Origin of the sequence: Streptococcus sp. 3167 (genome assembly GCF_013277175.1) — a bacterium.
Taxonomy (GTDB): Bacteria; Bacillota; Bacilli; order Lactobacillales; family Streptococcaceae; genus Streptococcus; species Streptococcus pseudopneumoniae.
Genome location: NZ_VMML01000042.1, coordinates 19691 through 39517 on the forward strand (window position 1 = coordinate 19691; position 19827 = coordinate 39517).

The 19827-nt window shown below is 41.5% G+C and carries 12 protein-coding genes and 3 pseudogenes; 2 read left to right on the forward strand and 13 right to left on the reverse strand.

Annotated elements, in window-relative coordinates; genetic code table 11:
• Positions 1-6 precede the first annotated feature (6 nt).
• The 11 genes and pseudogenes from HT678_RS06870 to HT678_RS06920 all read right to left on the reverse strand — a co-directional run bounded on the left by HT678_RS06870 (position 7) and on the right by HT678_RS06920 (position 10903).
• Entirely contained in the window at positions 7-570 is a 564-nt protein-coding gene (locus HT678_RS06870) for a TIGR01440 family protein (RefSeq protein ID WP_001006359.1), read from the reverse strand.
• A gap of 114 nt (positions 571-684) precedes the next feature.
• Positions 685-2376, reverse strand: a complete 1692-nt coding sequence (locus HT678_RS06875) for a sensor histidine kinase (RefSeq protein ID WP_050975880.1) — start codon at positions 2374-2376, stop codon at positions 685-687.
• Positions 2373-3110 carry a response regulator transcription factor gene (locus HT678_RS06880; RefSeq protein WP_000222616.1) on the reverse strand — a complete coding sequence of 246 codons (738 nt, stop codon included), beginning with the start codon at positions 3108-3110 and terminating at the stop codon, positions 2373-2375. Before HT678_RS06880 ends, HT678_RS06875 begins: the two co-directional genes overlap by 4 nt.
• A gap of 222 nt (positions 3111-3332) precedes the next feature.
• Positions 3333-4445 (reverse strand): peptide-methionine (R)-S-oxide reductase MsrB, encoded by a 1113-nt coding sequence (gene msrB / locus HT678_RS06885; RefSeq protein ID WP_119948135.1) that lies wholly within the window; start codon positions 4443-4445, stop codon positions 3333-3335.
• A 10-nt stretch (positions 4446-4455) separates the two neighbouring features.
• The gene (locus HT678_RS06890) at positions 4456-5022 is read right to left on the reverse strand and encodes a TlpA disulfide reductase family protein (protein ID WP_000759275.1); all 567 of its coding nucleotides are present in this window, start codon (positions 5020-5022) and stop codon (positions 4456-4458) included.
• 19 nt (positions 5023-5041) lie between these two features.
• Positions 5042-5752 carry a thiol-disulfide oxidoreductase-associated membrane protein CcdA2 gene (ccdA2, locus tag HT678_RS06895; protein WP_100104662.1) on the reverse strand — a complete coding sequence of 237 codons (711 nt, stop codon included), beginning with the start codon at positions 5750-5752 and terminating at the stop codon, positions 5042-5044.
• 330 nt (positions 5753-6082) lie between these two features.
• On the reverse strand, positions 6083-6943 hold the full coding sequence (locus HT678_RS06900; protein WP_172924744.1) for a YihY/virulence factor BrkB family protein: 861 nt from the start codon (positions 6941-6943) through the stop codon (positions 6083-6085).
• A 149-nt stretch (positions 6944-7092) separates the two neighbouring features.
• Positions 7093-9147: a sodium:proton antiporter gene (locus HT678_RS06905; protein WP_100104713.1), complete on the reverse strand. Its 2055-nt coding sequence runs from the start codon at positions 9145-9147 to the stop codon at positions 7093-7095.
• Between the two features lie 11 nt (positions 9148-9158).
• Positions 9159-9413: a hypothetical protein gene (locus tag HT678_RS06910; RefSeq protein WP_000361085.1), complete on the reverse strand. Its 255-nt coding sequence runs from the start codon at positions 9411-9413 to the stop codon at positions 9159-9161.
• Positions 9406-9963, reverse strand: a complete 558-nt coding sequence (locus HT678_RS06915) for a class I SAM-dependent methyltransferase (RefSeq protein WP_172924747.1) — start codon at positions 9961-9963, stop codon at positions 9406-9408. Before HT678_RS06915 ends, HT678_RS06910 begins: the two co-directional genes overlap by 8 nt.
• Positions 9947-10903, reverse strand: a pseudogene (locus HT678_RS06920) (TIGR01212 family radical SAM protein). The gene HT678_RS06915 and the pseudogene HT678_RS06920 overlap by 17 nt, the downstream one beginning before the upstream one ends.
• Before the next feature lie 92 nt (positions 10904-10995).
• On the opposite strand from HT678_RS06920, the gene HT678_RS06925 reads away from it, so the two are divergent.
• Entirely contained in the window at positions 10996-11355 is a 360-nt protein-coding gene (locus tag HT678_RS06925) for a DUF3397 domain-containing protein (protein WP_000525405.1), read from the forward strand.
• Between the two features lie 212 nt (positions 11356-11567).
• Positions 11568-12566: pseudogene (locus HT678_RS06930) on the forward strand (transposase).
• 247 nt (positions 12567-12813) lie between these two features.
• Here the strand turns inward: HT678_RS06930 and bgaA are convergent.
• Positions 12814-19524, reverse strand: coding sequence for an LPXTG-anchored adhesin/beta-galactosidase BgaA (bgaA, locus tag HT678_RS06935; protein WP_172924749.1), 6711 nt, complete (start codon positions 19522-19524; stop codon positions 12814-12816).
• Between the two features lie 87 nt (positions 19525-19611).
• A pseudogene (locus HT678_RS06940) lies at positions 19612-19827 on the reverse strand (hypothetical protein); the annotation flags it as partial.

Sequence of the window (19827 nt, forward strand, 5' to 3'; positions counted from 1 at the left end):
TTATTCTCACGACTTTCTGATAGAATCTTGCGGATAGTGCGCACGCGCACCTCCGATTAATTTTGGACGACTAGCCAGCGCCGTTACATGGGCATGACCAATCTCTCTCAAAAGAGGGCGAATCGGAACCTGAACATGCTTGACATGCATACCAATTGCAGTATCTCCGATATCCAATCCAGCATGAGCCTTGATAAATTCAACCTCAACTGGATCTTGCATAAACTTAAAGGCTGCCAATTGACCTGAACCTCCTGCATGGAGAGTAGGAAGGACACTGACGATTTCCAGACCAAACTGCTCTGCCACCTGACGTTCAACGACGAGAACCCGATTGACATGCTCACAGCCTTGAACAGCTAGATGAATTCTTTTTTCTTCTAGGAAATCTAGGATGGTCTTCACAATGATTTCGCCAATTTCTTGGCTGGATTCCTTGCCAATCTGACCACCTATCACTTCACTAGAGGAAAGACCCAAAACAAAGATAGATCCTTGCTTCAAATTGGCCTTTTCTAAAACATCTTTCACTATCTGACGTGTTTCTCTTTGAATCTGTGTCTCGTTCATCTCTGCTACCTCTTTTGTCACTATCTATCATACCGTTTTTTCTTGTTTTTAGCAAGATAGACGACCTGGAAAGCTTGCCCAATTACGCATAAAACTCCCAGAATTGACTGGGAGTTAACTAGTTTCTATTCTATTTATGTATATTTCAACCGTCGTTCCTTTGTCGGGTGCAGAATCAATCTTCATCTGGTAATGTTCTCCAAAATGAAGTTTGAGACGCTGATCGACATTTTGAAGACCAACTCCCCCACGTTTGAGTTGACTTTGACTACTATCACCAGCATCTTGGAAGCCAACTCCATCATCCTCAATGCGGATGACCAATCCTGAATCCTGTTTCTGAACAGAAACTCTAATATGTCCCTGACCTTCCTTCTCCTTGATGCCATGGTAAAGAGCATTTTCCACCAGAGGTTGCAAAACCAACTTGGGCAAGACTAGGTTATCAAAGGCAGGATTTTCAGCAATCTCGTATTCCAGCTTATCTCCATAGCGTTGTTTCTGGATAAAGAGATACTGGCGGACATGATTGATTTCATCAGACAGGCAAATCAAGTCCTTGCCTTGATTGAGTGCCAAGCGGAAATAGGTCGCCAAGGACTTGGTCACCTGAACCACTCGCTGACTATCCTGAAATTCAGCCATCCAGATGATGGTATCCAAGGTATTATAGAGGAAATGGGGGTTAATCTGGCTTGATAGAGCTTGAAGTTGGTACTGACGGGTCGTTTCTTCCTGGCTACGAATAGCTACCATCAACTGATCAATCTGATCCAACATGGCATTAAATTGGCGAGTTACTTCTCTCAGTTCATAGGCACCAACTTCCTTGGCACGAAGATTTTGAGCACCAGAAGCAATTTCCAACATGGTTTCTCTCAAGTCCCTTAAAGGAGCAATCCAGCGTTTGAGACTTAACCAAACCAAGAAGAGACAGACAAGAAGAGATGTGACACTTGCCCCAAGCAAGGTCCACATGAATTGACTCCGAACCTGGTCTAACTTCTCCAGCGAAGACACGCCAAGCACCGTCCAATCAGTTCCTGCAATCTTTTCCTGACTGACGTAGGATTGGTGATCTAGCGTATAGCCCTGACCTGTCTCGATATAGGGTTTCATGGCCTCCATTTCGCTAGACGAACTATAAACTGTGTGTTGAGGATGGTAGACAAATTCATGGTTTTCATTGATAATGAAAGCAAAGCCCTGCTGCCCCAACTGGAGTTGGTTGAGATAGGCTTCCAGAGTTTCGTAGGAAATATCCAAGCGAAGCACGCCAAGATTGCCCCCCTTTGCATCAAGAAGTTCTTGAGTGACAGAAATGACCCATTGACTATCTGATTTACGAGCTGGAGTCAAAACGGGCATGGCTCCCTGATGAATGGCCTTTTGGTACCAATCCTCAGCCATCATATCTGAAGAAGTTTTCATCTGAACACTGTCATCTGTAGAAATGACCTGACCAGATTTGGTCACCAAAACCACTGCTTTCAAGTCCTGGTCTGCCTTTAAGATGGTCAAAAATAAATCTCGGATTCCCTTGACCTTATCTTGACTGGGATTCTCAGCATAGGCTAGGACATCCGTCTGCTGGGTCAAACCGGTCGAGGTGGTTTCTAATTTTTTAATATAAGACTGAATAAAGTGGCTAGTCTGGCTGATGGTCGTTTGGCTATTGCCTTCAATGGTGGCCTCAATGGCTGAAGAACTTGATTGATAGTAGAAAGTTCCAACCAGAGCTAGGAGAATGAGAAAGACCAGAAAGATGGAAATAACCATTCTAACTAAAAGAGAAGAACGCTTCATCGGTCTTCTCCCTTCTTAAACTGACGAGGTGTCACACCTGCAATCTGCTTAAAACGTTGGGTAAAATAGTTCATATCTTCAAAACCAACCTTCTCTGCGATCTCATAAATCTTCAGATCTGTAGTTAAAAGCAAGAGCTTGGCTTGTTTAACACGTTCTCTCACCAGATAATCCTGAAAAGGCAAGCCCAACTCTTTCTTAATCAAGGAACTCAGATAGGTCGGACTAAAACCTAAGTCACTGGCTAAAGACTTTAAACTAAATTGGCTATCAGCCAGATGAGACTGGATTTTCTGGGCCATGTTTCCTTCAAACCTATTAGTCAATAAATCTTGTAACTGCTCTTCTTTCTCTTCCTTGTCTAGTTTTTGTTTGATTTTCCCCAACATTTCCTCAATATCCTGACGAGAAAAGGGCTTGAGCAGGTAGTCATCCACACCGAGTTTGACAGCAGACAAGGCATAATCAAAATCATCGTAACCTGTTAAAAAGACCAAATGAACCTGAGGATAGGTTTCTCGTACCAGACTGGCCAACTGGATGCCATTTAGATGAGGCATGTTGATATCGGTTAAAATGATATCTGGCACCTGCTTTTGGATCAATTCCCAAGCCTGCCTTCCATTTTCAGCCTGACCGATGATTTCCATATCGTAGGCTGCTACATTGACCAGTTTAGTCAAACCTTGTCTTACCAGATATTCATCTTCTACGATTAAGATTGTGTAGGTCATGCTTCTCTCCTTTGTCACTTACTAGTATCAGTATAGCAAAATTCTCCTCTAACTGCTTAGGAAATACCTCTTATACTCAATGAAAATCAAAAAGTAAACTAGGAAGATAGCCACAGGTTTCTCAAAGTACCGCTTTGAGGTTGTAAATAAAACTGACGAAGTCAGTAACCCTACATACGGTAAGGCGACGCTGACGTGGTTTGAAGAGATTTTCGAAGAGTATTAATTAACATAATCTAGTAAATAAGCGTAGCCTTTTTCTTCCATTTGGTCTTTGGGAATAAAGCGGATAGAGAGGCTATTGATACAGTAACGTAAGCCGCCCTTGTCCTGTGGACCATCCGTAAAGACATGGCCAAGGTGAGAATCTCCTACTCGGCTCCGCACTTCCATACGCGTCATATTGTAGGACTTATCTTCCTTGTAGGTGACAACATCTGGACTGATGGGTTGGGTAAAACTAGGCCAGCCACAACCAGACTCAAACTTGTCCTTTGATGAAAAGAGAGGTTCCCCAGTTGCTATATCCACATAGATACCGGATTCAAATTTATCCCAGTAACGGTTTGAGAAAGCCCGTTCTGTTTGATTTTTCTGGGTAACTGCATACTCCTCAGGTGACAGGGTCTTTTTCAATTCCTCATCACTTGGTTTTGGATATTTGCTGGCATCAATGACAGGATAGGCCGCCTGATTAACATTGATATGGCAGTAGCCATTTGGATTTTTCTTGAGATAGTCTTGGTGGTAATCCTCAGCCACCACAAAATTCTTCAAGTTTTCCTTTTCAACTGCTAGAGGTTGATCGTATTTCTTAGCCACCTCATCAAAGACTTGGTTAATCACCTCCAAATCCTTGTCATCTGTGTAATAAACACCAGTACGGTACTGGGTTCCCACATCATTTCCTTGTTTATTTTTGCTGGTTGGATTGATAATGCGGAAATAGTGAAGCAGGATTTCCTTGAGAGAAATTTGCTTGGCATCATAGGTGACATGGACGGTTTCTGCATGACCTGTTTGGTTAATCAATTCGTACTTGGTTGTTTCTCCTCTACCATTTGCATAGCCTGAAACGGCATCCGTCACCCCGGGAACGCGTGAGAAATATTCCTCCACTCCCCAGAAACAGCCTCCAGCTAGATAAATTTCGTGCAAGTCTGCGTCTTTACTAATTTCTGTTTTTTTCACTGCTTTTCCTCCTTGGCTAACTGCCGCCTTTTCAATTTGCGAGGCATCTGTCTGCCCTGCATTTCTCATCAATAGAAAATAGAAACCGGTTATGGCTAGAAAAAATACTCCTAGCAACATGATGATTTTTAACTTATCATTCATAGGACACCTCCTAGGCTAATTCCTTCAAAGTTTGTAAAATTGCATCTTTTTCCATGAAACCTGGTTGCGTTTTGACCAATTTTCCTTCACCATCTATAAAGGCTTGAGTTGGGTAAGAACGGACGCCATAAGTTTCCAAAAGTTTGCCTGATGGGTCAACTAGGACTGGGAAATTTTTATAATCTAAGCCCTTATACCAATTCTTAAAGTCCGCTTCAGATTGCTCTCCCTTATGTCCTGGTGACACTACTGTCAAGACCACATAGTCATCACCAGCTTCTTTAGCAATCTCATCCGTATCTGGAAGACTAGCCAGACAGATGGAACACCAAGAAGCCCAGAACTTGAGATAGACTTTCTTGCCCTTGTAATCAGACAAGCGGTAGGTCTTGCCATCTACTCCAGTTAGCTCAAAATCAGCCACTTCTTTCCCTTTAGCCGTGCTTGTTTTACTAGCTGTCTGCTCCATCTTCATTTCATCTTTCATTTGGTGTTCACTAGTCATGGACTTGCCTGAACAAGCCGTCAAACAAAGGAGCGAACCTGCTCCAAGAACACATGTTTGCCATTTTTTCATATTGATATTCCTTTCCATTTTATTCAAATAATTGACTTAAAATTGAAGCATTTCCAAACAGAACCAAGAGTCCCATCACAATAATGAGAAAACCTCCCACTTTTTTGAGGATTCCGAGATAGGGATGAAGTTTTCGGAAATGTTTCAAAACATAACTAGAGGCCAGAGCTAGAATCAAGAATGGTAGCGCCAAACCCAACGTGTACACCAACATGAGACCCGCTCCCTGCCAAGCTCCTGAGCCACCTGAAGCCGCCAAGGCCAAAACAGAGCCAAGAACCGGCCCCACACAAGGCGTCCAAGCAAAACTAAAGGTCAAGCCCAATAAAAATGCCTGACTATAGCCCTTACCATTTTGCCCCTGTCCTTGCAGTTGTAACCTCTTTTCCTTATAAAGCCCCTTAAAGTGTAGAATCTCCATCTGGTGCAAGCCTAAGAGAATGATAACCGCACCCGTCACATATTGGAACCAAGAAGCATAAAGCAAGTCGCCTAAAAAACCAGCTCCATAGCCCAACAAAATAAATATAAAGGAAATTCCTGCTATAAAGGCCAGAGTTCGTAATAAACTAACAACTGAGATGGAAAATTTGCCACTAGAAGCCTGAGCACTATCCTTATCATCTAGTAACACCCCTGCATAGACTGGTAACAAGGGTAAGATACAAGGAGAAAAGAAGGATAGAATCCCTGCCAAAAAGACACTTAGAAAAAAGAAAATATGACCCATAAAGTTCCTCCTATCATTTTATTGATAGATTTATTATACTCCTTCCATTTTCGAAAAAACAGGGACAATGATAGGGAAAAATAGGAATTTAATCAGATGATTTAGAAATCTTGGACAAAAACTATACAAAAACTGTCAAAGCACAAAAACGAGTCTGGGACAAAAGTCTAACCTTAAATATAAAAAGCGAACAAAACAAGTTATCTGACACTTGGAATTATGTTTTGTTCGCTTTTTTTGTCTAATCTATCGATTTTAAAAACTTATAATAAAGAATTCCTAAAATCAAAATCTTTTTGTCCCAGACTCGCTTTTGTAATAGATAAATAGTTAATCTTTTTTAAAGACCGGATCTTTCAAACTCTGTATACTGGCATTGATCACCGCGCCTAGAATAACAATTTTGGCAATTAAGATAAACCAAAACATCATAACAACAAGAAGAACGGAACCTAAAATTCGGACATCCACCAAATGATGGACATAGTAATTGAGATAACTAGAGAACAGAGTTAGTAGAACTAAAATCACTAAGAGAACAAAGGCGCTACCTGGTAGGGTATAACTAAGTTTCCTGTTAGATAGATTGGGAAGAAAATAATAAAGCATGACCAAGATAGCAAAGAGGAGGGCGTAAGTCAGAGGACCTGCCAACCCTTGTAAAGCCTGATAGATAATGCCATCTTTTGTCCAATAATGAGCAAGTAAAGCCAAAAGCATCTGCCCAAACAAGCTCAAAAACAAGGCAAAAGCAAAGAGGAACTGCAAGCCAAAACTGACTAGGAGGCTCACCATCTGATGGGAAATAAGTCCACGACTCTTTTCGACGCCATAAGCCTTGTTAAAAGCTTTTTGCAAGAAATTCATAGATTTTGAAAAACTCCATAGCGCCGACAAGACAGAAAAACTCAATAAACCTGTTGAAGGTTGCGTCAAGACTTCTCTGGCTATTTTTTCCACACCTTCATAGAGGCTTGGGGGCAGGACGTCTTTCATAAAGCCCAGAAATTCTCCCACAGGAATCTGAAAATAGGGGAGGATATTGACCACCACCAAAAGCAGGGGGAAAATCGAAATCAACCAATAGTAGGCTACTGCGACACTGGTCAACTCACTATCTGATGCTTGATAATAATGCAAAAAAGCTTTTACTAAAGGCTTGTCTATCAGCTCTTTCCACCACTTTTTCATGTCATACTCCTTCATTTATAATCTTATACTCAATGAAAATCAAAGAGCAAACTAGAAAGCTAGCCGCAAGCTGCTNNTGACGAAGTCAGTCACATACATACGGTAAGGCGACGCTGACGTGGTTTGAAGAGATTTTCGAAGAGTATTAACTAATTTCTTCTTACCAATTCCACCATATCATACGGCAGGGTATTGGCAGCTTCCTTCAAGGAATAGTTCTCTAAGTTATTTACATTTTGTCGTAATTTCTTGGCATACTTGGTCGTAATCAATCGTTTTTCTTCGTATTCGAAAATCAACTTGCGCTCCAGATAATAGCCTCTCAGCATTTCATCGATATTGTTGGGTTTGACACGATTGATAACCCGTTCGACAAAGGCACCACTGCTGATAATAGCTGTTTCTCGAAGACGAGACTCCTGCATAAAACTAATCAAAGAGCGTCTGTAGACTCCCTTCAGGTTTTCCAAACTTTCAATAATCATCTCTGTATTGGCAAGATAGAGCTCTGCAATTTGGTCATAATCAAGAGCACGGAGACGGCTTTGCTCCTTGTCCTTCCAGCTACGGAAAGTCCTCCCGAGAGTAAAAACTTCATGAAGGAGAAAACGTAAAATCCGCAAAGAAACAAGGAAATAATAGGTCAATCGTGACGCAAACTTACGATTGATTCCTCGTTCTATATTTTTCAGATAACGTTGGTAAACTCGGTAAGCACGATTGCTAATGTTCCCCTCTTCATAGGCCTGTTCCAATCCATCACTTTCAATACTAAGAATCAAGAGTTTCAAAGCAGCCCAGTCTTCTTGATCATCCTGGTTTTCTTGGCTTAAAATGAGATTTTCAATACGTCCATGGTAATTGTCAATAGCCGCATAGAGGGGAAGTTTATTTCTGGTGTCTTCCAACTCTTTTTCCAACTCCAGCGTTACTTCATTCAAAATGGCGATATGCATGAGATAGTCCTTGCTTTCTTCCTGTTCATCCGAAAGATGAGGCAGGATCAAGAGACCTGTTAAAAAGCTTACAAGCGTCACACCTGCGACAAGGAAAAGTAAGAGAGGATACTCCTGTTCTAAATTACTTGGTATCAAGAGAATCGTAGCAATCGACACCGTTCCCTTGACACCTGAGAAGGTCAAGAGAAGCATGTCCTTCATATACTTATTTAGCTTTTTCTTGAGACGTCTAGTCCTATAGGCAAAATAGCCATAGATCATGACAAAACGAATAGCAAAGAGGACAAAGGTAAGGGTGACAAGAGATGCCAGCAAGAGCAAGGGATTATAGATTGGATTGGTCAAGATAGGCTCTGCTATCATTTCCAACTCCATTCCTAAAATCACAAAGACAGAACCGTTGAGCATAAAATTCACTGTATGCCAAACTGTCTCGGTCACCGTATCCACTTGGGCTTCGAGGAGCGTGATTTTCTTGAAGCGACTCGCCTTTAAAATCCCAGCAACTACGACGGCAATAATCCCTGAAACGTGGACTTCTTCTGCCAGGAAGAAGGTTACCAAGGGTAAACTCAATTCCAGAAGGAGCTCACTAGCAATATCCGTTGCTCGCACACTTAGCAAGAAGCTATGCAGGAAACGATTAGTCATGGCTGTTAAAAAGCCAATTAAAAAACCGCCTAGGATTGAAAAGATAAGCGAACTGCTAGCTTGCCCCAGAGAAAAAGCTCCAGTTGTCCAAGCTGTCAAAGCTACCTGAAAAGCCACCAAACCAGAAGCATCATTCAAGAGTCCTTCGCCCTTAAGGATATTGGACACGCGCTTAGGAAAGCTAAACCGCTCCGAAAGAGAGGCAAAGGCCACCAAATCCGTAGGACCAAGGGCCGCCCCAACAGCCAAGCAAGCCGCCAAGGGAAGACTGAGCCAAAGAAGATGGGCCAAACCACCCAAACTCAGGGTCGAGATGAAAATCACTGGAAATATGAGATAGATAATGATTCGCCAGTGTTTTAAAATAGCTGTAATGTCCGCTTCTTCCGACTCTCTGAAAAGCAAAGGCCCGATAACCAGTGCCAAAAACAACTCCGTATTAAGGTGAAAGTCGGTATTGGGTAAAAAGAGACCAATCACAATTCCCAAAAGAATTTGCACCAAAGGAAGAGGCAAAAAAGGTAGGAGCTTATTGGTTGTACTTGAGACAATCAAGACCAGTAAAAATAGGATGAGGTAAATCAGTAATTCCACGCACGTCCTCCTTAATCTTTTTTACAACAGGATTCAAATATCTCCTTCTGCTCTTTGATTTTTTGGTCAATCTTGGAACAGTCTTTGTGCTCAATTTTTCTCTGGCACCGTTCCATCTCAAGAGCAACTAATTTTTTCTTGATTTTAAGCATTTTTTTGCTCATATGCGCTTGATCTAACACCCCCACCGCTCGTTCGTGGTGGGTTGATTCAACAAAATTCTGGCGCATGGCATCCAGCTTTTCACGTAGGTATTGTTTATCCATGTTTATATCTCTCTAATTTTTCAATCATCACTAAAAATGGTGGATTGTTGACTTGGTTTAAAGTTCGGTAAATGGCAGCTGTGTACTCTTGTTGGTTCAACTGGATCACAAAATCCAAGACAGCATCTCTCTCGAGGTCGCCTCCTTCATGACCATAGTAAATCATAATAGCAATTCGTCCACCTTTGACAAGTAAGCCACATAGCTTTTCTAATGCCTCAATCGTTGTCTGCGGTCGGGTGATGACAGACTTATCAGCTGACGGCAAATAGCCCAAATTAAAAATCCCTGCCTTGGCTTCTGTAACAAACTGGTCCAGTGTCTCATGACCTTGCAAGATTAACTGGGCATTTGTCAAGCCAGCCTGGTCCAAACGCTCCTTGGTCTTTTCCAAGGCTTGCTCCTGAATATCAAAGGCATAGACTTTCTTGGCTAGTTTGGCTAAAAAAAGCGTGTCATGACCATTTCCCATGGTCGTATCCACTACGATATCCTCTTTTGTCACTACCTCAGCCAAAAAATCATGTGCCATCTCAAGTGGTCTTTTCATTTTCAAACTCCTGTTTTACAGCCTTGCATCCTTGAACACTTCCACGACGTCGCATCTCCATCTCAATGCTGTTGAGAGCTTCCCATTTATTGAGGCTCCACATAAGCCCAATCAGCATATCCCTAGGTGCATCTCCTGTGATTCGATGGATGACGATATGTTTGGGAATGATTTCCAGTTGGTCACAGATGACCCTGACATATTCGTCCTGACTCATCAATTGTAAACGTCCCTCGTGATAATCTCCTTGCATACGAGTATTTGTCATAAGATGGAGCAAATGCAGTTTAATCCCTTGAATATCGTTATTCGTGACACAACGGCGGACATTTTCAACCATCATCTCATGGGTTTCACCAGGCAAACCATTGATCAAATGGGAAACAATCTCAATCTTGGGATACTTTCTCAAACGCTTGACCGTTTCCACCTACAATTCATAAGAATGGGCACGGTTAATCAAGTCAGAGGTTTCTTCAAAAGTGGTCTGTAAGCCCAATTCAACCGTCACATGCATGCGCTCCGATAATTCAGCCAAGTATTCGATAGCTTCGTCTGGTAAACAGTCTGGTCGCGTTCCAATATTGATTCCTACCACACCTGGTTCATTGATAGCTTGCTCATAGCGCTCTCGGATGACTTCCACCTTTTCATGGGTGTTGGTAAAATTTTGAAAATAAACCAGATACTTTTGAACATCTGGCCACTTGCGGTGCATAAAGTCAATTTCCTTATAAAATTGCTCACGGATAGGCGCATCTGGGGCTACAATAGTATCTCCAGAACCTGAAACCGTACAAAAAGTACAGCCTCCATGAGCCACAGTTCCATCACGATTGGGACAGTCAAATCCCGCATCAATAGGGACTTTAAAAGTCTTTTCTCCAAAGAGTTTTCGATAATAATCATTCAAGGTATTATAAGATTTTATAACTTTCATTATAACAAAAATCACCCACAATCTCAAAAGCCTGACTTTCCTATAAATTCCTCTGTTTCTCGTTTCCATTAGCCTTTTTTTTATGATACAATATGGGTATGATTTTAATGAAATTAGCATCTATTTTATTATTGATACTGACCTTAGTCGTCTGCATTATCCTAACCAAACTTTTTAGATTAAAAAAACTAGGACGAAACTTTGCGGATTTGGCTTTTCCAGTCTTGGTATTTGAGTATTACTTGATTACAGCTAAAACCTTTACCCATAATTTCCTCCCTAGACTGGGGCTAGCCCTCTCGTTCCTAGCCATTATTCTCGTCTTTTTCTTCCTTTTGAAAAAACGCAGCTTTTACTATCCTAAATTCATCAAATTCTTCTGGCGTGCAGGATTCTTATTAACCCTTATCATGTATATAGAAATGATTGTTGAATTGTTCTTAATGAAATAGTCGAATCCCTAAGCATTTTTTTCTAGGGATTTTTGCTTTCTCTACAAAATAGTATAGACAATAACACTATACAATTTTATACAAAGAAAAGAGTCTGGGACAATAGTCTCTTATATCCAAAAAAGCAACGGATTTGCCGTTGCTTTTTTGCATGGTTGCGATAGTCTTGGTAAAATAGAATTGCACAATAAACCGTTTAGAAAGGCTATCCCATGCATATTCACTATAACACAAATCAAACAACTTTACCACTAGAAATCAGTTCCTTCTTGCCACAAGACCATCTCGTCTTTACGATTGAAAAAGTGGTGAATACCTTGGAGGATTATCACTTCCACGCCTTCTATCATGCCTTTGGTCGCCCGTCTTATCACCCAAAAATACTTGTATCTGCTCTTCTATTTGCCTATTCACAAGGGATTTTCTCTGGGCGAAAAATTGAAAAAATGATGATTGAAAATCTGGCTATGTAATACCTAACAGGGCAGTTGGTTGTCAGCTATCGCACCATCAATCGTTTTCGAGTCGCTGAAGGGATGGAAGACCTTATTCGTGATCTTTTCATCGACCTCAATCTTCGTTTAAAAGTGGAAGAGTTAGTGACCTTAGATTGTCTGTTTATTGACGGAACTAAGATTGAAGCCAATGCCAACAAGTATAGTTTTGTGTGGAAGAAAACGACAGAGAAATTCTCCGCCAAACTTCAAGAACAGATACAGGTCTATTTTCAAGAAGAAATCACTCCCCTTCTGATTAAATATGCCATGTTTGACAAGGAACAAAAGAGAGGGTATAAACAGTCAGCTAGAAACTTAGCGAATTGGCACTATGATAACAAGGAGGATAGCTACACACATCCTGATGGCTGGTGCTATCGTTTTCACCATATCAAACATCAGAAAACACAGACAGACTTGCAACAGGAAATCAAGGTTTACTACGCCGACGAACCTGAATCAGCCCCTCAAAAGGGACTGTATATGAACGAAGGCTACCAAAACTTGAAAGTTAAAGAATGTCAGGCGCTTTTATCTCCCCAAGGTAGACAGATTTTCGCTCAACGCAAGATTGATGTGGAACCTGTCTTTGGGCAGATAAAGGCTTGTTTGGGTTACAAGAGATGTAATCTGAGAGGGATGCGTCAAGTGAGAATTGACATGGGATTGGTACTTATGGCCAATAACCTCCTAAAACATAGTGAAATGAAATAAGAACAGGACAAATCGATAAGGACAGTCAAATTGATTTCTAACAATGTTTTAGAAGTAGAAGTGTACTATTCTAGTTTCAATCTACTATACAATAAGAGAACGACTCAAAATTAAAAAGCTAGAGTTCCGCAATTGGAAATATCTAGCTTTTTTGTGGTTGAGAACTATTTTGTCTCAGGCTCTTTATCTTCTATTTAGGACAAGAGTTTTTCTTTGGTCTTTAATGATAAAGAAGGTATCAAAATTTCTAGTCTTCTTTTTTACCTTTAGTAACTACTAATCCTGCACTCAAACCTAGAAGAGCTAAACCTGCTGCTACTGCTGCTTGGCTTGCCGCACTACCTGTATTTGGTAACTGGGCTTTATTAGTTTGACTAGCTTCACTTGAATCAATTGGTTTTGTATCTGCTTTTTCTGACACTTGTGGTTTTTTAGCTTCTTGAGCTACTGGTTTGGTTCCAACCAAGATGATGCGGTCTGTCGGAGCTTCTACCACTTCACGGAGTTTTTCTTCCTTACTTCCATCAGGATTAATCGCTGTAAAGATACGTTCTTTACCAGTTTTTCCTTCTTGTTCTACACGAGTTTCACCTAGATACAGTGTTGAATCTTTTTTCTCAACTGTCTTGTATGCCAAATCTTTTTCAACAAATTCGAGTTTTGGAAGATCTTCTTGTACAGCAGCAACTGTCTTCTCAGAAACTGGTTTTTCCTTAGTCAAGTGGATACGGTATTCCTTGACTTGTTTTCCACTTTCTGAAACGAGGCGAACAAGTACTGGAAGGCTATCTTCTCCACTATCTACCACAGTTGAAGCTACTTGATTGTTTTCTTCAACTGAGACTTTTGGCCGTTGACCTTTATAGGTAATTTGATAGTCTTGACGATTTTCAGCGAAATCAGCAAGTTCTTTTCCATCTACAAGAATCTTTGATTGCGTACTTTCTTGAGGCAATTCACTCGGTGCAAGGAAGGTCAGCTCAATCATCGCAACACCGCTCTTATCTGCTTTACGCTCCATACGCCATCTCATAGCTTTGGCTTTGATAGTTTTGATAGCTTTAAATGTTACGTTGATTTCATCACCAGCTGCAATGTCTTTATCCGCACGATAAGGCACAGCTTCCCAATTTTCTGGATTGTTAAATGGATGTCCAGATTCGTAGGCTTGGTAGTTTGAATAGTAGGTAGGCACTTCAAAGTCTGGGCCGACATAACGTTCCAAAACAAGTTTAGATGGTGCATCTGTACCACTATCTACAAAGAACTGAACTTTTCCTTGTGCAACAGTCCGTTCTACAATCTTACCATTTTCACGGAAGATTACGCCTGCTGATACTTCTGGATTGGTAGACGGTCTTGCAGACCAGTTTGTCCAACGACGATTTTCTGAATGATCTCCGTCATTGAGATAATCCACACGGTCATGGGAGTTTCTATCAATATCGTTAGTGGCTGAAGCAAAGGCCTGGTTACTGTCTTCATCATACTCTGGGTTATCTGAAAGAGCTTCGCCTAGTTTGTCTGTCACTCGTACAGTGAACTCAGCAACAAGATCACTACCAAGGACATGGCCTCGAACGGTAAATTGACCTGCTTTTGTCAGATTTTCTGCTTGAACTTCTTCCCATTCAACTGACAAGTCTTTTGTTTCGTAGCCGTCTTTACCTGTGAAGTAAACTGGAACCTTAGTCGGCAATTCAAGTGCTTGACCTACTTGTACCAAGCGAGCTTGTTTAACCGCAGCAACTGGTTTATAAGAAAGTAAGTTCTTATCCTTAGTGAAGTGCAGACGGTATTCTCCTAAGATGTCGCCATTTTCAGCTTTCGCGATGACACGAACTGGCTCACCTTCACGAACGCTTGGAACGACGGTAGCGAGACCATTGTTGCTAACACTTGCTGTGACTGCCGGAACTTTTCCATCTACAGACTCAAGGTAGTAGTCTGTCAAATCAGGGTTGAAGCTTGCTAAGTCTTTGCCGTCAACTTGGATTCTTGTTTGTCCTTGTTTGGCTGCCGCAACTTGTTTCGCAAAGATTTGTACCTCTGTGATAGACGTTCCACGCTTGTTATCTGCTTTAACCATGCGAATACGAATAGCATAGGTTTCAACTTTATCAAAGCTAAAGTGGTTCATTTCTCCAGCCTTGAGTTGAGCAGGGGCTTTTAGATTAGTAACTGGTTTCCAGTTGGCAGAATCATTAAAGACATGGTCCTCATTACCAACAAAACTAGGGTTTTTAGGAGCTGTTGGGACAGTCTTACCAACATAATACTCAATCACATAAGACTTCGGTGCACCAACTCCATGGTCTTCGTGGAATCCGACACTTAGATTATCAACGGAGCGTTTGCTCAAGATACCTGAATCTCCAAACAGAACACCGACTGAAGCTTCTGGATTACTACGATTCCAGTTTGTCCAACGATTGGCTGGTTGGTTATTGTAGGAAATGAGCTTGTCATTAACATTTGAAACTGGGTCGCTTGGATTTGAATCTGAAGCAAAGGCAAGTGGCAATTCTGAACCGGTCCATTGGTCAGAAATGTTTGCACCTTGCTCAGTTTGAGCAGATACGCGAACATGAAGTTTAGTTGTTAATCGCGTACCTTCTAAGCGACCATTAACTGTAAAGACACCTTCCTTAGCGTATTGCTCTGGACGAATCTCATCCCATGCAACCTTAGCTGATGAAACGTGACCATTTGAATCATATGTCCGAACGCTTTCTGGTAATTGTGGTGCTTCTGCGATTGGAGTTGTCACACTGACTTCTTCAACTGAAACGATACCTTCTACAGAGACTCTTGCACGCGCTTCAAGGTCAATTCCTTCAACTTTACCTAGTACTTCAAAGGTTTGATAGGAGTCTAGTTTTTCTTTCGGAATAGCTTGCCAAGTGACTTTGTGAGCTTTAGGGAAACCTTTGTCATACTCAACCGTTACTGTTGACGGAAGAGTAGGTTCTTGGTGTAAATCTGTCACTACATTTACTGGACGGATAGATTGCGCAATCTTCTTCTCAGTATTGGCCTGGATAGTGAGATCAACTTGGCCTTTAGCTCCCTCGTATTCCGCTTTGAGAGTGACTGCTCCTGGCTTATGTAACTCAAGCATTCCTTTACGAATTGCGACTTCCCCTTCACCACTTGTAGAGAAGGTTACTTTATCAGCTGGTAATACAGCTTGCGTTCCATCTTGATAGTGAGCTCGAACCGACAATTTGACAGTTTGGTCTTCTTTGAGACTGTCAGCTTTTTCCACTTGCAAGCTCAAGTGAGCAATTTTTGGTGCTTCTTCAAGGAATTGAATTGCATAGGTTTGAAGAGGGCCACCATCTTTAGGCTGAATAAAGATGCTCGCACGCATGCCGTTTGCTGCGCTTGCTTGAAGAACTGTCACATCAGCATTTTCAGCACTTGCTGTGACTTCTGGCAGTTGGGCACCATAAGATAGAGTACGATATTGCATTGGTTGTCGACTAGTAAGACCTGTTACTGCCTCACCTCCAACAGTAACAGTTGGCACTACAGGTGCTGCAGCATTTCCTTCTTCTACCACAAGGGTTGCATGAATTGGTTGACCTTCTAAATAACCGGTCGCTTGAATACGAGAACCTGGAATTGCTAACTTAACTTTATCTTCTTCGGCAATCTCCCACTTGTCCACTTCATACTCTTGTACACTTCCATCAGTCAAAACATAGGAAACAGATTTGTCTACAGAATTCAAGTTAGTATTTGGAGCAATACGTTTAACTGTTGGTAATTCTTTCGCAATTGCTAGAACCTCGACATGAGCCTCTACCTCACGTCCATTTGCTGTACCTTTAACAGTCACAACTCCTGCTTGACTAACATCGACTTGAGACCAAGTTACTGGAAGTTTTTCACGACTACCGTCGCTGTATACAAAACCTACTGTTTTCGGCATTTTTGGTTCTTTACCAATTAATGTACGAACTCTTGCTACTTCTGTCCCCAAAACAGTCTTCTCTTGTCCTTCTTTCTTACCAGTAAAGACGGTAACTTGGTCCGATTTCAAGAGATCTGAGTGGGCAGTCAGAGTGAATTTACCTGCTTGTTCAGTTGATTTAACGATGGCAACCCCTTTACCGTTAAAGGCTCTACGGATCCATGAACCATCTGCTTGCGCCTTATAGCGTTCTCGGCTGGCTTGTTCCCCATTATCGACACCGACTAGTTGACCTTGTCCATGCAATTGGAAACGAACCAAATTATTGGCAGTTGGTACAACATTTCCTTCACTGTCTACGATTTCGTAGTAGATGTAAGTCAAGTCTTTTCCATCTGCGGCGATGGCGTGTTCTTCCTTGACGAGGCGAACTCCTGCTGGTTGCCCTGCAGTGGTAATCTTGTCACGTGCAATTTCTTTTCCAGCTTCATCGCGAGCTACAGCTTCCAAGGTACCTGGTTGGTAAGCAACCTTCCACTCAAGATAGAGTTCCTTAGCATTCGCACCTTCTTGGTAGGTACGACCATCGCTGGTTTGTTTTTTGTTGAAGGTCTTAAGACCAAGAGATTTTCCATTCAAGAACAATTCTACACTAGAAGCATTCGAATAAGCACGAACTGGAATCTTACCTTCTGAGTCAGCTACTTTGGATGCTAATTCTTTGTTTTCCCAGTTCCAGTGAGGAAGAAGGTGTACCATCGGTTTCTTCTTAACAGAAACCCATTGGCTTTGGTAGAGATAGAAGTCATGTTTTGGAATGCCGGCTGTATCTACGATACCAAAGTAAGAGCTCTTAACAGGAGTTTGATTTTGGTTGTGCCATGGTGTAGGTTCACCAATATAGTCCGTACCTGTCCAGATAAACTGTCCAGCATAGCCAGCGTTGTCACGGTCAAAAGTCCATGAAGCGGTTGCTGTTTTCCCCCAACCCACACGATCATTCCCATAGTCAGACTGTTCATAATGACGCTCAGGTCCATTGCTATGTTTCAATTCACGTTCAGGGCGATAGTAACTTCCACGTGTACGGGTAGCTGAAGATGTTTCTGATCCATAAATCAACCATTTTGGATGCTTAGCTCTAAGGGCTTTGTAATTATCTTCAGAATAGTTAAATCCAACAGCATCGAGTTCATCAGCAATTTTCTCATGCCCTCCGCTACCATTACCGAAACGGAATTTATCTGCTCCCATGGTAACATAGCGAGTCTTATCAACATCCTTGATAACCTTGACCAAACGTTTAACAGTTGCTAAAGAGTGGGCATCACCATTAGCTTCACCTATTTCATTACCAATTGACCACATGAAGATAGCAGGGTTGTTTTTGCCTCTTTCGACCATGGTACGTAGGTCAAAATCAGACCATTTTTCACCTTTTCGAGCTTCTGGGTGAGTGGCATCTTTTTCAAAGAAACGTCCATAGTCATAAGGTTTCTTGCCACCATACCAAGTATCAAAGGCCTCTTCCTGAACGAGTAAACCTAGTTCTGCTGCGATTTGCAAGGTTTGCTCACTAGCAGGGTTGTGGGTTGTACGGATGGAGTTAACTCCCATCTCCTTCATTTGTTTGAGACGACGGTATTCTGCTTTATAGTTTTCTTCTGCTCCAAGCGCCCCATGGTCGTGGTGCAAGGATACTCCATGGAATTTAATACGTTCACCATTCAAAGAGAAACCTTCATTTGGAGTCCAGTGATAGTAACGGTAACCAAACAAATCCTTCTTAGCATCAACCAATTGACCGTCACGGTAAACACGCGTAATCAATTCGTACAAGGCAGGTTTGTCATTTAAAACGGTCCAGAGTTTTGGTCTTTCAACTTCTAAAATCGCATCTAGGCTTGTTGATTCATGTGCTTTTAAGGTACGACTCTCTGTACGTACTAGACCTGTCACAGCCTGACCACCACGTTCAACGATTTGATATTCTGCTACAAGTTCATGGTCTTTGTCGTCCGTATTGACGATTTTGCTGGTCACATGAGTTTCAACCTTGCCATGTTGTTGTTCTTCAAGTTTTGGTGTTAAAATAGTTGTCCCATTTTTCTCAACATGCACCTTATCTGTCACTTGTAAAGTCACATCACGATAGATACCACTTCCTGAATACCAACGGCTACTTGGCTGTTTGTTGACTGCATGGACAGCAATCACATTCTCACGACCATCTTTGTTCAAATAGTTAGTGATATCATATGAAAATTGGTTATAACCATTTGGATAATGCCCCACTAACTGACCATTGACATAAACTTGAGAATCCATGTAGACGCCATCAAAAGTAAGGCGAACATTTTTCTTGAGGTCTTTTTCATCTAGTTTGAAAGTCTTGCGATACCAAGCTTCCCCACCGTTAAGCTGTCCACCTTCATTTTGTGCAGGAGATTCATGATCGAAATCGTTAAAAATACTCCAGTCATACGGTAAATCCAATTTTTTCCACGTAGATACATCTGCATCCGGTTTAATGACTTCCTTAGAATTTGCATTGAGTTTAAAGTGCCAATTTTGATTAAAATCCACTTTCCTGTCTTCAATCATTTGATTCACTTCTTCATTTGTTACAGCTTTAGCATCTTCCCTAAGCGGTTTTTCTTGACTTGAAGCTTGTGATTCTATCCTTGGAGCTTTTTCTTCCGGTTTAGCAGACACTTTTTCCTCTTTTGGAGTTACGGCTTCATCTTCTTTCTTCTCAGATGCAATAGCCTCAGTTGAACTAGATTCACTTTGTTCTGTCCTTTCAACTACATTTTTAGTTTCCAAAGCTTTATCAGCCTTTTCTTCTACTATCGTTTTTTCCTCTTTAGGTTTCTCAGCAGTATGAGTAATAAGTGTTTCATCCGCATAAACTACAGATTCTCCAGCTATATTTCCTCCTAATAGAACTGCACAAGTCCCAATCATTACTGAGCAAGCTCCCACAGCAAACTTACGAATGCTATAAACTCTTTTCCGATTCCAATGGCCTTTCCCCATAAAACCCTCCTTATATTATATTTAGTGCAGTTAGCTACTGCCAAAGCCCAAGTGGTATACATTGTATGACAACCTAGTTTCAACAATTTACACTCTGTGAAAATCCAATTCAAACCTCGTCAGCGTCGCCTTGCCGTAGGTATGGTTACTGACTTCGTCAGTTTCATCTACAACCTCAAAACTGTGTTTTGAGCTGACTTCGTCAGTTTCATCTACAACCTCAAAACTGTGTTTTGAGCTGACTTCGTCAGTTTCATCTACAACCTCAAAACTGTGTTTTGAGCTGACTTCGTCAGTCTTATC

Bases quoted from the DNA above. Each gene is read 5' to 3' on its own strand.
- HT678_RS06870 (WP_001006359.1), bottom strand. From the start codon at position 570: ATGAACGAGACACAGATTCAAAGAGAAACACGTCAGATAGTGAAAGAT.
- bgaA (WP_172924749.1), bottom strand. From the start codon at position 19,524: ATGGGGAAAGGCCATTGGAATCGGAAAAGAGTTTATAGCATTCGTAAG.
- HT678_RS06880 (WP_000222616.1), bottom strand. From the start codon at position 3,110: ATGACCTACACAATCTTAATCGTAGAAGATGAATATCTGGTAAGACAA.
- HT678_RS06890 (WP_000759275.1), bottom strand. From the start codon at position 5,022: ATGAAAAAATGGCAAACATGTGTTCTTGGAGCAGGTTCGCTCCTTTGT.
- HT678_RS06900 (WP_172924744.1), bottom strand. From the start codon at position 6,943: ATGAAAAAGTGGTGGAAAGAGCTGATAGACAAGCCTTTAGTAAAAGCT.
- msrB (WP_119948135.1), bottom strand. From the start codon at position 4,445: ATGAATGATAAGTTAAAAATCATCATGTTGCTAGGAGTATTTTTTCTA.
- HT678_RS06910 (WP_000361085.1), bottom strand. From the start codon at position 9,413: ATGGATAAACAATACCTACGTGAAAAGCTGGATGCCATGCGCCAGAAT.
- HT678_RS06915 (WP_172924747.1), bottom strand. From the start codon at position 9,963: ATGAAAAGACCACTTGAGATGGCACATGATTTTTTGGCTGAGGTAGTG.
- HT678_RS06925 (WP_000525405.1), top strand. From the start codon at position 10,996: ATGGGTATGATTTTAATGAAATTAGCATCTATTTTATTATTGATACTG.
- HT678_RS06875 (WP_050975880.1), bottom strand. From the start codon at position 2,376: ATGAAGCGTTCTTCTCTTTTAGTTAGAATGGTTATTTCCATCTTTCTG.
- ccdA2 (WP_100104662.1), bottom strand. From the start codon at position 5,752: ATGGGTCATATTTTCTTTTTTCTAAGTGTCTTTTTGGCAGGGATTCTA.